This is a genomic window from Streptomyces sp. Sge12 (assembly GCF_002080455.1).
Lineage (GTDB): Bacteria > Actinomycetota > Actinomycetes > Streptomycetales > Streptomycetaceae > Streptomyces.
In genome coordinates, this window is record NZ_CP020555.1 from 742,559 (window position 1) to 754,871 (window position 12,313).

9 protein-coding genes are annotated in these 12,313 nt (G+C 75.0%); 8 read left to right on the forward strand and 1 reads right to left on the reverse strand.

Translation table 11 applies throughout. The features are described 5' to 3' along the window. Positions 1 to 29: 29 nt before the first annotated feature. From B6R96_RS03490 to B6R96_RS03525, 7 genes are all read left to right on the forward strand, one after another. Complete coding sequence (locus B6R96_RS03490; protein ID WP_159396268.1) at positions 30 to 2,147, forward strand: CHAT domain-containing protein; 2,118 nt, start codon at positions 30 to 32, stop codon at positions 2,145 to 2,147. A gap of 170 nt (positions 2,148 to 2,317) precedes the next feature. Further along, positions 2,318 to 2,530 (forward strand): hypothetical protein, encoded by a 213-nt coding sequence (locus tag B6R96_RS03500; protein ID WP_081521523.1) that lies wholly within the window; start codon positions 2,318 to 2,320, stop codon positions 2,528 to 2,530. 140 nt (positions 2,531 to 2,670) lie between these two features. Then, the gene (locus tag B6R96_RS03505; RefSeq protein WP_081521524.1) at positions 2,671 to 3,942 is read left to right on the forward strand and encodes a TerD family protein; all 1,272 of its coding nucleotides are present in this window, start codon (positions 2,671 to 2,673) and stop codon (positions 3,940 to 3,942) included. 126 nt (positions 3,943 to 4,068) lie between these two features. After that, positions 4,069 to 6,777, forward strand: coding sequence for a class III lanthionine synthetase LanKC (lanKC, locus tag B6R96_RS03510; RefSeq protein WP_081521525.1), 2,709 nt, complete (start codon positions 4,069 to 4,071; stop codon positions 6,775 to 6,777). A gap of 13 nt (positions 6,778 to 6,790) precedes the next feature. Continuing rightward, entirely contained in the window at positions 6,791 to 6,928 is a 138-nt protein-coding gene (locus tag B6R96_RS03515) for a SapB/AmfS family lanthipeptide (RefSeq protein ID WP_030389872.1), read from the forward strand. Positions 6,929 to 6,993: 65 nt separating this feature from the next. Beyond that, positions 6,994 to 8,820 carry an ATP-binding cassette domain-containing protein gene (locus B6R96_RS03520; protein ID WP_081521526.1) on the forward strand — a complete coding sequence of 609 codons (1,827 nt, stop codon included), beginning with the start codon at positions 6,994 to 6,996 and terminating at the stop codon, positions 8,818 to 8,820. Next, complete coding sequence (locus B6R96_RS03525) at positions 8,817 to 10,628, forward strand: ATP-binding cassette domain-containing protein (protein ID WP_081521527.1); 1,812 nt, start codon at positions 8,817 to 8,819, stop codon at positions 10,626 to 10,628. The genes B6R96_RS03520 and B6R96_RS03525 overlap by 4 nt, the downstream gene beginning before the upstream one ends. A gap of 30 nt (positions 10,629 to 10,658) precedes the next feature. Here the strand turns inward: B6R96_RS03525 and B6R96_RS03530 are convergent, their stop codons facing one another. Beyond that, on the reverse strand, positions 10,659 to 11,267 hold the full coding sequence (locus tag B6R96_RS03530; protein WP_030389875.1) for a response regulator transcription factor: 609 nt from the start codon (positions 11,265 to 11,267) through the stop codon (positions 10,659 to 10,661). A gap of 701 nt (positions 11,268 to 11,968) precedes the next feature. Between B6R96_RS03530 and B6R96_RS03535 the strand changes: the two genes are divergently transcribed. Then, on the forward strand, positions 11,969 to 12,307 hold the full coding sequence (locus B6R96_RS03535; protein WP_081521528.1) for an SAV_915 family protein: 339 nt from the start codon (positions 11,969 to 11,971) through the stop codon (positions 12,305 to 12,307). Positions 12,308 to 12,313: the final 6 nt, after the last annotated feature.

Sequence of the window (12,313 nt, forward strand, 5' to 3'; positions counted from 1 at the left end):
CTTGGCGCAGCCGCTTCGAGTCTCTGGTCGTGACCGCGGTCCGACGCCACCTGGAAGTGGACCTGGTGACCGACCTGGAAGCCGTCGACGCGACCGATGTCCGCGCCGTCACCAGGCTCTACCAGATGCTGGACCGACGGCCGGTCTACTCGGCCGGACTCGACCACGTCGTGCAGACCGTCGACCAGCACTACGCCCGCGCCTCGCCCAAACCGCTGACCCGCCGCCTCCTCGCGTCGCTCCTGCACGAGACCGGTGGGCACTTCGAGGAGCTGGGTCGTGCGCAGGAGGCGGAGCAATGCCGCCGGATCGCCGCCGAGCTGGCGCCGGGAGGGCCGGACCGGACGATCCTGTACCTGGTGTCCGCGATCTCCAGCCAGCAGCAGCTGTACGTCCTCGGGTCCCTCACCGTGGACGCCGTGCTGCGCGCGCTGCTCCACGAGGTCGGCCGCAGCGGCCGGCGGATCCGCCGCGCGCGGATCCTGGGCGTCGTCGCCTACGCCGCGCACTCGACGGGCAACGTCGAACGCCTGCGGGGCGCGGTGGAGGCGCTGTCGGTGGCCGCCGACACACCAGGCTACCGGGCCCTCGTCACCTACTACCGGTCCCGCCTGCTGATCGCCGGGAGCCGCATCGAGGAGGGGCTGGCCGCGGAGCGGGAGTTCACGCGCGCGGCGGCCGGAATCGGCCCGAAGGACCACGCCCATCAGCTGGTGGCCCACCTCCTGGAGAGCACCGCGTCCCGGTCCGGTGCCATGGCGCGCGCGTCCGAGGCCGCCCTCCGGGGCGACCACGTGGGGGCGTCGGGATGGTACGGGCAGAGCGCCGAAGAGCTGCCCGCCAGCCCCCTGAGGTCGGCGATGCGGCTGTTCGCCGAAGCGGCACGGGTGAACGGCGGCCTGCTGCCCTCGGCGACCGCCCTGCGGGAGAGCCTGGCCCGGCTCTGCTCCGACGACCTCTTCGCCGCCCGCACCGTCACCGACGTCGAGCTGCTCCTCACGGCTCTGCTGATGAGGGCCGTCGACCTCCACGAGGCGGGCGACGAAGCGGAAATCGTCGCCGAAATCGCCGACTTCCTCGGCGAGTTCCGTGGCGGCACCGCCGTCGGCCGCCCCCAGGACAGCGGCGCCTACGACACCGACGCCCGCGCGGACATGACGCTCGTGGACTTCCTGGCGCGGACCACGGCGCCGGTGACCCCGGCCGAGATCGTGCAGGGCCTCCCGGGGCGCCACCTCGTCTGGGTGAACGTCACCGGGGCGGAGGTCGGCGAGCACTACCTCACCGTGGTGACGCTCCGCCCCTCGCACCCGGTGCCGCTCGTGCGGCGCACCCACGTCTCGGCGGCCGACGGCAAAGCCCTGGCCCAATGCGTGGGCGAGGACTCCGAGGACGCCCCCGCCGAGGCCGTCCGGAGGGTCTCCGGCCTGTTCTTCGCCGACGTGGATCCCGATGCCACGGGCGCACGCATCCTGGTGGTCCCCGACTCGGTCACCTGGGCGATGCCCTGGAACGAACTCGCGCCGCCGGGCGCCGCCGAACTGACGATCAGCATGTCCGCGGGCGCGGCGCTGCGGACCCGGCCCGCCCCGGCGGTCGTCGTGCCCCGGGTGATCGGGATCTTCGACGAGGTCGAGCTCGAAGGCTCCCGCCTCGAAGCACGGGCCCTGGAACAGCTCGCCGCCCAGGGGCACATCCGCTTCACCCGGGTGCACTCGCTGGCCGAGCTCCACGGCGCGCTGGAGGCGGCCCCGTACGACATCCTCACCGTCAGCGTGCACGGCACGCAGAGCGACGGCTTCGAGTACCGGATGCTGCTTCCCGACGGCCCCTCCTCGCCGGCCGCGCTGCTGCGGCTCGGGCTGCCCCGGGTGGTCGTCCTCGGCTGCTGCTGGTCGGCCAAGTCCACCGAGCGCGCCGACACCACGGCCGCCGCCCTGTCCTGCCTGGTGGCGGGAGCCTCGCAGGTCGTCGGCGGGCTCTGGGCCATCGACGACGAACTGGCCGGACGGCTGCTGGCCGACACCTACGACCGGCACCTGCGCCGGGGCGTGCCCCTGCCCCAGGCCCTGCGCCAGGCCCACCTGGCGCTCCCGCCGGACCTGCGCCCCGGGGCGGCCGGCCTCGCCTTCATCGGCCGGGGCTGAGCCGGGGGCCGCCGTCCACCCGGTCGCGCAGCGGTACCGGGGGCGGGTGAGTGAAGTCCGGGAGGCGGCCCGCCGTGTCGGGCCGCCGCCGCCGGCGCCGTTCGCCATCCTGGGCCGGGCACGGCATCGCCACCGCCGCTGCCCCTCCCCACAGCGAGAAGGAGTACGGCATGCCGACAGATCCGGTCGGGCGTTTCCTCGCGGCGTTGGAGCCGCACCGGCGGGAGGCCGTGACGGGCCGGCCGCAGGAGGAGCAGGAACGGCTCGCGGCGGCCTGGGAGCAGGAGCTGGCCTCGGACGACGAGCTCGACACGCTCGACGAGCTGTCTCCGCCGGCGGCGGAGGCCGAGGCCGCCCGGCGCGTCATGGACCGCGAGGCCTGAGGCGCCCGACGGCCCGGGGCACCCGACCGGGAGCCCGCAACTTCCCCCGGAACAGAGCCAATCGCCGCCTTCGCGGTGGCGGGCGCGCCCGACCCTCGTACGCTGCGGGGAGTGGGAGACGTCTCGGAAGGGGGAACCTCATGTCCTTGCAGAAGGGCGCCAACGTACCGGTGCCGAGTGACACGGTCCGGGTGGAACTGGGGTGGCGGGGCGGTCCCGGGGCGCCCGATGTGGACGTGTCGGCGCTGCTGCTGACGGCGGCCGGCAAGGTGCGGTCGGACGACGACTTCGTGTTCTACAACCAGCCCGTTCACCGCAGTGGCGCCGTGCGCCACGAGGGGAGGCGCCAGGACGGCGCCGGAGCGGTCGAGACGATCGGGGTGGTGCTGACCGCGGTGGAGCAGGAGATCGGGACCGTGGTGCTCGCGGCTTCCACCGACGGCACGTTCGCCCGGGTGTCCGGCCTCTTCGTACGCGTGCTGGACGCGCAGAGCGGCGCCGAGACGGCGCGGTTCGACGCAACGGGTGCCACCACGGAGACCGCGCTGGTGCTCGGGGAGCTGTACCGGCGGGGCGGCGCGTGGAAGTTCCGGGCGGTGGGTCAGGGATACGCCTCCGGCCTTGCGGGGCTCGCCACCGATTTCGGGATCACGGTCGACGACCCCGCCCCGCCCGCACCCGTGGTGGCCGCACCCGCACCCGTGGTGACCCCACCCGCGCCCGCACCCGTGGTGGCCGCACCCGCGCCCGTGGTGCCCGCCCCGTCCCGGCCCGTGCAGCTCTCGAAGATCACTTTGACGAAGGCGGCGCCCGCGGTCTCGCTGACCAAACAGGGGGCCACCACCGGGCGGATGCGGGTCAACCTCACGTGGAGCGCCGCCCAGCCGCCGCGCGGCTGGATGAGGAAGGGACGGGACGCCGTCCGGCTGGAGGACGTCGACCTCGACCTCTCCTGCCTCTGGGAGCTCCAGGACGGGACGAAGGGGATCGTCCACCCCATCAACAACCAGTTCGGCTCGTTCGACCGGCCGCCGTACGTCCAGCTGGACCACGACGACCGGACCGGCGCGAGCGAGGCCGGCGAGAACCTCATGATCAACCTCGACCACGCGGCGAGGATCAAGCGGCTCCTGGTGTTCGTGGTCATCTACTCCGGGGCCACCAGCTTCGCGGGCCTGCGCGGCGTCGCCACCCTGTACCCGCCCGTCGGCCCGCCGATCGAGGTGCTCCTCGACGAGTGCACCGTTCCCTCGCCGGTGGCCGCGATCGCCCTGATCGAGAACGTGCGCGGGGAGCTGATCGTCCGGCGCGAGGCCAAGTACCTCCTGCTGGCGCCCGGCGTCCTCAAGCAGCAGGCCGCCGACCTCGAGTACGGCTGGGGAATGGGCTGGCAGCCGGCGAGCAAGGACTGACCCTCCGACCCCCGTACGGGACTTGTTGACTCGTGCGTACTGCACACCCCATCGGTGACAGCCGTGACTGTCGCGGCCCTCGCACCGCGTGACAGCGTGGTCACGTCACCGACCGAGGGAGCAGGAGTGAACAAGGGGTACGCCGCCTTCTGCGACGCCGACCGCTGGTTCTACGACGCGCCGTACCGGCGGGCCGAGCAGAGCTACCCGGCCGCGCTCGCCCCCGTACCGGCGGGGTGGCAGACACACCGCAGCGGGGACTGGCTGGCGCTGCGGCCCGTGGACGCCCGGCTGCCCTCCCAGGGCTGGAAGATCCACGTCTCGGCCTGCCTGGACAACGCCGAGTCCGTCCTCGAACGGGTCCACCGCTACTGCGTGGACCGCCGGATCGCGTTCAAGTTCGTGCCGAGCCGGTACCTGCTGCACCTGCGCAACGCGAAATACGCCGACCGGGCGGCGAGCGGCAAGTTCCTCACCGTGTACCCGGCGGACGAGGCGCAGTGCCGGGTGATCGCCGAGGAGCTCGACGCGCTGCTCGCCGGGGAGCCCGGCCCGTACATCCTGAGCGACCTTCGCTGGAACGACGGTCCCGTGCACCTGCGTTACGGCAGCTTCACCCTGCGGCACTGCTACGACGACCGCGGCGAACTGGTCCCGGCGATCGAGGCCCCGGGCGGCCGGCTGGTGCCGGACGCGCGCGGCCCGGTGTTCCAGCCGCCGGAGTGGGTCGAGTTGCCGGCGTTCCTGGCCCCCCATCTGGCCCGGCGGGCCGCGGTCACCCTCGAAGGCCTTCCGTACACGGTCGAACGGGCCCTGCACTTCTCCAACGGGGGCGGTGTCTACGCCGGCCGGGACGTCCGCACCGGCGAACCGGTCGTCCTCAAGGAGGGGCGCCCCTTCGCGGGGCTGGCCGCCGACGGGGCGGACGCCGTCACCCGGCTGCACCGCGAACGCAGGGCCCTGGAGCAACTGGCCGGGCTGGACTGCGTGCCCTCGGTGCACGGCACCTTCACCGTCGGGGACCACCACTTCCTGGTGATGCAGCACTTGGAGGGCAAGCCCCTCAACACCTACTTCGCACGCCGGCACCCGTTGATCGAGGCGGACCCGGACCCGGCGGAACTCGCCGAGTACACGCGGTGGGCGCTCGACGTCCACCGGCGGGTGACGGAGGCCGTGGCGGCGGTGCACGCCCGCGGCATCGTCTTCAACGACCTGCACCTGTTCAACATCATGGTCGCGGAGGACGAGGAGACCGGCGAACCGTCGGTCGCGCTGCTCGACTTCGAGGCCGCCGCCCACGCCGACGAGAACCTCCGCCAGACCGTCGCCAACCCGGCGTTCGTCGCCCCGGCCGACCGGCGCGGATTCGCCGTCGACCGGTACGCCCTGGCCTGTCTGCGCCTGGCCCTGTTCCTGCCGCTGACCAGCCTGCTGGTGATGGACCGCGCGAAGGCGGCGCACCTCGCCGACATCGCCGCCCAGCAGTTCCCCGTACCCCGTGAGTTCCTCGACGAGGCGGTACGGGAGATCCTCGCCGGTGCCGACGACGCTTCCGGGGCAGGGGCAGGTACCGGGGCCGGGGCCCTTTCCGGGGCCGGTGCCGGAGGTCGGGCGACGCCGGCGGCCCGCCGCCCCTACCTGCCCGTCGAGCCGGGCGACGGGGAAGCAGCCCGTGCCTCGATGACGGCCGCACTGCGGGCGAGCGCCACCTTCGACCGCGAGGACCGCCTCTTCCCCGGGGACCCCGCCCAGTTCGCGGCGGCGGGCGGCGGAGCCTGTTTCGGCCACGGAGCGGCCGGTGTGCTGTACGCGCTCGCCGAGACCGGCGCCGACCCGTGGCCGGAGGCCGAGGAATGGCTGCTGGCCCGGACGAAGGAGCCGGCCTCCGGTATGCCGCTGGGCTTCTACGACGGCCTCGCCGGTCTCGCGTGGACCCTGGAGCGGCTGGGGCACCGGGACCGGGCGCTCGCCCTCGTCGAGCAACTGCTGTCCCAGCCGTGGGAGTCGGCCGGACCCGACCTGCACGGCGGACTCGCCGGCATCGGGCTGGCCCTTAACTCCCTGGGGCAGACCACCGGCGAGGGGGAACTGCACACTGCGGCCCGGCGCTGCGCCGAGCTCCTCGCGGAGGCCGCGGCGCCGACCTCGACCCCCGCCTCCGGCTCCGGCTCCGCCGGGGCGAAACGGGCCGGTCTGCTGCACGGGCACAGCGGACCCGCGCTGCTCCACCTGCGGCTCTACGAACGCACCGGCGAAGAGGAGTTCCTGCTCCGGGCCGGACGGGCACTGCACCGCGATCTCGACCGCTGCGTGACCAGCGTCTTCGGCACCCTTCAGGTCGACGAGGGCTGGCGCACGATGCCCTACCTCGGCGGCGGCAGCGTCGGGATCGGCATGGTGCTGGACGACTGGCTGGAGCACGCACGGGACGACCGTTTCGAACGGGCCCGGCCGGAGATCGTCCGCGCCGCCCAGGCGACCTTCTACGCGCAGCCCGGCCTGTTCCGCGGCGCGGCCGGCATGATCCTCCACCTGGCGCGGACCACGACGCCGGGCCCGGGCTCCGCCCCCGAGGACATCGCCCGGCAGGTGGAGGCCCTGGCCCGCCACGCGGTCCCGTACCGGGGCTTCCTGGCCTTCCCCGGCGAGCAGATGATGCGCCTGTCCATGGACCTGTCCACGGGCACGGCCGGCGCTCTCCTCGCCCTCGGCAGCGCCGCGCCCGGCGGGCGCGCGCACCTGCCGTTCCTCCCGCCGCCGCGGTCGGCCGCGGCGGCCCCAGAGCCGGTCCCCCTCGTGGGGGCCGTGACCCATCGGAACACACAACAGTGAAGAGGAAACGGACATGACGCTTCTCGACCTGCAGTCGATGGACACCCCGAAGGAAGAGACCACCGAGGCCGCGCACGGTGGCGGTGGCGGTAGCCGCGCCAGCCTGCTCCTCTGCGGTGACAGCAGCCTGAGCATCACGACCTGTAACTAGTCGGGTCCCCCGGGCCCGGGCGGTTCGCCGCCCGGGCCCGCACCACACCCCTGGAGCCTGCGCCCATGACTGCGCCCGATCCCACCGGCGAGGCGGCGGCCGCCCGCGGCGCCGACCGGGCTCTGCGGGCGGCCGCGCGGCACAGCGCGGGTCGCCTCACCGCCGCGTCCGTCTGCTCGGTGGCCGCCTCCGGCGCGGCCCTGGCCGAACCGGCGGTCCTCGGCCACACCCTCGACCTGCTCCTGCGGCAGGACCCCGCCGGCGCCCGCTGGACCGTGTGGTGCGCGGCGGTGATCACCGCCGAGGTGCTGTTCGACGCGGCGACGGCCCGGCTCGCGGGCGGTGTCGACGCCCGCTCCACCGCCTGGCTGCGGCGGCTGGGAGTGGCCCGGCTGCTGCGCAGCGCACCGCACCACGCCGCCCGCCACTCCCCCGGTGACACCTCCGCCCGGCTGACCGCGCAGGCCACCGCCGCGGGCGCCGTACCGGCGGCCGTCGTGAGCGCGGCCGTGGCCCTGCTCGCCCCGCTCGGCGGACTCGTGGCACTGATCCTGGTCGACGTGTGGACCGCCGTGGCCTTCCTCGCCGGAGTCCCCCTGCTCGCCCTGCTGTTGAGGGCGTTCGCCCGCGACTCGGGCGCCAGTGTCAGCCGCTACCAGGAGGTGCAGCTCGCCATGGCCGGGCGCCTCGTGGAGGCCCTCGGGGGCGCCCGTACCATCGCCGCCGCCGGCACCGCCGCGCGCGAACAGGCCCGCGTACTGGACCGGTTGCCGGAGCTCGGCGCCGAAGGGCGCCGGACGTGGCGGATCTACGGGGCGACCATGGCCCGGACCAGTGCCCTCATGCCGCTCTTGCTCTACGTCGTCCTCGGCGTGGGCGGGGTCCGCCTCGTGGAGGGGGCCCTCGGCGTAGGAGGGCTCCTCGCCGCGGTCCGCTACGCGAGCCTCGCGGCCGGCGTCGGCGCCGTGACCGGGCGGCTCGCGGCCGTGGTGCGCGGCCGGGCCGCCGCCCGCCGGACGGCGGCCCTCTTCGAGCTGCCCGAACTGCCGCAGGGAGAAGGCCGGTTGCCCGAGGCCGGGCCGGGGACGCTGGAGCTGTGCGGGGTACGGGTCGTCCGCGCGGGCACGGTGCTGCTGCGCGACGTGGACCTGCGGATCCCCGGCGGGGTGACCGCCGCGGTCGTGGGCGGCTCCGGCTCCGGCAAGTCGACGCTGGCTGCCGTCGCGGGGCGGCTCACCGCGTGCGACGAGGGCCGCGTGCTGCTCGACGGCGTGCCGCTGGACGAGCTGTCGGGGGAGGAGCTGCGCCGCGAGGTCGGCCACGCCTTCGAACGACCCGCCCTGTTCGGGGAGCGCGTCGCCGACGCCATCGCCTTCGGAGGCGGCGCGGCGCCGGGCCCGGAGGCGGTGCGCGCCGCCGCTCGGGCGGCCGGGGCCGACGCCTTCGTCCGCCGCCTGCCCGAGGGGTACGACACCGCGCTCGCGAACGCCCCGATGTCCGGTGGGGAGCTGCAACGCCTGGGCCTGGCCAGGGCGTTCTGCCGTGCCGGGCGGCTGCTCGTGCTGGACGACGCGACGTCGAGCCTGGACACCGTCACCGCCCGGGAGGTGGAGCTGGCGCTGGCTCGGGACGTCCGGCCGGGCACCCGTCTCGTCGTCGCCCACCGTGTCTCCTCGGCCGCCCGTGCAGACCTCGTCGTGTGGCTCGACGCGGGGCGGGTGCGGGCGACCGGTACGCATGCGGAGCTGTGGCAGGACCCTGGCTACCGGGCCGTGTTCGGTGACGTACCGGAGTCGGCCGGGGAGCCCGCCGCGGAACCGGCCGCGGGGCCGGTCGCCGGGCCGGCGGCCGAGCCGGTGACGGAGCCGCCCGGCCGGGAGGCGGTCCGATGAGCGGGGACGGCGCCTGGCGCCGGGTCTCCCGCGAGGGCCGCCGTTTCCTCGGCGGGCGCTCCCGGCCGCTGCGCCGGCTCGCGCTCTGGTCCCTGCTGGAATCCGCGCACACCTTCCTCGGCGGCTACGCGGTGGCCCGCGCCCTCGACGACGGTTTCCTGGCCGGCCGTACCGCGACCGGCATCGGCTGGCTGGCCGTGGCCGGTGCGGGAGCACTGCTGGGCGCCCTCGCCCTGCGCGGGGTGTTCGGCGGGCTCGCGGACCTGGTCGAACCGCTGCGGGACGGCCTGGTGCGGCGCTCCGTGCGCCAGGCGATCGGGCGGGCCGTCGCCGATCCCGGGCGGGCGGGCGATTCGGGAGCCGTCTCCCGGCTCACGCAACAGACCGAGATGGCCCGGGACTCCTTCGCCGGACTGGTCCTGATCGCCCGGTCGTTCGTCTTCACCGCCCTGGGCGCGCTGCTGGGGCTGGCCGCGCTGGATCCCGTCCTGCTGGTCCTCGTGGTGCCTGCCCTGCTCCTGGGCACGGTCGCCTTCCTGGCCACGCTGCGCCCGATGGCACGCGTGCAGCGCGCGGCGCTGGACGCCGACGAGGCGCTCGCCGCGCGCACCGGCGAACTGGCGGCCGGACTGCGCGACGTCGTCGCGTGCGGCGGCGGGGCGAGCGCCGGTGCCCGGGTGGACGTGCTGATCGCCGAGCAGGAACGGCTGACCGGGCGCCTCGCTCGGTGGACGGCCCTGCGCACCCTGGCCCTGGGCGTCGCGGGCCGGTTGCCGGTCGTCGTGCTGCTGGCTGCCACGCCCTGGCTGCTCGGGCGCGGGGTGAGCACGGGGGCGGTGGCCGGAGCCCTCACCTACCTCGTGCAGTCGCTGCTGCCCGCCCTGGACGCGCTGATGACGGCGGTGGGCGCGGCGGGCACCCGGCTGGTGGTGGTGCTGGACCGGTTCTGCGATCCGCAACCGGCGAAGCCGGCCCCGCTGTCGGCCGCGGGGACGACGCCGCACCCGGAGCCGGCACGGGAGCCGGAGCGTGGTCCGGGTCCGGCAGCTGCGCGAACGGACCCGGTCCCCGCGCAGCCGGCGCGGCCCGCGCCCGCCGTCGAACTGCATCGGGTCCGCTTCGCCTACGGCCCCCGCGCCCACCCGGTGATCGACGGCCTCGACCTGGTGGTCGGGCCGGGCGAGCACCTGGCCGTGGTGGGGCCGAGCGGGATCGGCAAGTCCACCCTCACGGCGCTGATCGCCGGCCTGTTGCCGCCCGGCCGGGGCACCGTACGGGTCGCGGGTGCCCCCGCCCTCGGCGCCCCGGGGGGCGGCCCGGACGTCCGCCGGACGCTGCTGCCCCAGCAGGCGTACGTCTTCACCGGCACGGTCCGCGAGAACCTGACCCACCTGTCCCCGGGCCCGGTGGCCGGGGGCGAGGTGCGGCGGGCGGTGGCGGCCCTCGGCGCCGACGCGCTCGTGGCCCGGCTCGGCGGGCTGGACGCGCCCCTCGACCCGGGCCGGCTCTCCCTGGGCGAGCGCCAGCAGCTCGCCCTCACCGCCGCCTACCTCTCCCCCGCCCCCCTGCTGCTGCTGGACGAGGCCACCTGCCACCTCGACCCCCGGGCCGAGGAACGCGCCGAGCGGGCGCTCGCCGAGCGCCCCGGCACCCTCGTGGTGGTCGCCCACCGCATCTCCTCCGCCGCCAGGGCCGACCGGGTCCTCGTACTCGACGGGACCCGGGCGGTGTGCGGCACGCATGCGGAACTCCCGGCCAGGTCGCCCCTGTACCGGGATCTGGTGGGTGTGTGGAACGCGCAGGAGTGAGGCAGGATCCGGGGAACCCGGTCCGGGGGCTCAGACCCAGCCAGCCCGCCGGGATATCCGGATGGCGTCGATCCGGTTGCGGGCGCCGGTCTTGCGGGTCACGGCGGCCATGTAGTTGCGTACGGTCCCACTGGCGAGGTGCAGGGCGTGGGCGATCTCCGCGATCGAGTCGCCCTCGGCGGCCCGCGCCAGAACGCTCAGCTCGCGGGGGCTGAGCGGCATGGGGTCGGCCTCCATGAAGGCCGAGGCGAGTGTGGCGTCGATGAAGCGTTCGCCCGCCGCGACCTTGCCGATGGCCCGGACCAGCCGCTCGGGCGAGCCGTCCTTGTCGACGTAGCCGAGCGCCTGGGTGCGGAAGGCGCGCCCCAGCGAGCCGGGCGTATCGGCCCGGGCGAGCACGAGCAGGGGCGCGGCCGAGTCGGGTAAGAGGCGCGTGGCCCCGGCGTCCTCGAGGAGGGCGGCCGAGACCCCCGGACAGTCGAGGTCGACGACCGCCACATCGGGTCGTAAGAACTCCGCCTGGCGCGCGGCGGCCCGCCAGCCGGAGGAGGTGACTTCGAAGTCGCCTTCGGATCTCAGCAACGCAGCCAGTGCGGACCTCACCAGGCACACGTTGTGCAGCACCAGGACCTTGGTCATCGGCTTCCCCTCACGTGACGATCGATCAGCATCAAGCGGCTGCCCAGCTACCACCGTGAGGGAACGTCTCCGCGGGAGGCGTGCGGGGGCGCGTGGCCTGACCCGGGTGCTCCGGCCGTGCCACCCCGGGGGCGCCTGCGGCCCTCCCACCTCGGCAGGTGTCCGGGAAGCGCCGTGGAACGCGGCGGGACGCCGATATCCGGATGGGCTGATTCCGCACGCATCCGAGTGGTCCGGGGGTTTCGGACACCCCTCAGCGGCCAGACGCGTAGGAGCAACGGACCACGAGGAGAGGAGTGCACTTCCATGACCACGATGGCCCTCCTGATCGCACCCATGCTGCTGGCCCTGCTGCTCGTCCACCGCGGCGGCAACCGCCGCGCGCGCCACCGGGCGAGCCGCTTCTAGGGGACGGTGCCGCGTACGAGGGGACGCCCGGACCGGGCGTCCCCTCGGCATGTCCCGGCGTCCGGATCGCCCGGAGCGGGCCGGGCGGGCCGCCCCGGGCCGGACGGAACCGGAGCGGGCCGGGCGGCCCGGCCGCGTCAGCGATGTGTATGGAGTCGGCCGATGTCCGTCAAGGTGGCGTCAGGAGGCCACGCGCAGGGCTCGTGAGCGGGGATAGCTTCGATCACGTGCCCCGGACCGCCTCCCCGCGCCCGGGGCTCACCCATCGTCCGCGGTTTCCCAGGGAGAGCCCCATGTGCCTGTTCCAGTACGAAGACGACCCCGAGCCCGAAGAACGGACCCCGGCCGGGCTGCTGTACGTGCCCGTCCGGCCGGGAATCGGTGCCGGGGCGGTGGTCCGGCTGTTCCGTACCCCGATGGGGGTGCGCACGGCCGTCGGTTTCACCCGTCCGGAGCGGCTGGCCGCGACCCTCGGCGGGGGCCAGAGGTACATCCGGCTGTCCGAGTCCCTGCTGCGCGAGCTGTGCGAGCCGCTCGGCGCGGAGCTGATCACCGTCGATCCGACGCTGTCGGCTCCCGCGGCGACCGCGACGAACCACCGGCCGGACCGCTTCCCGGTCCGCACCGCCTGAGGGGGA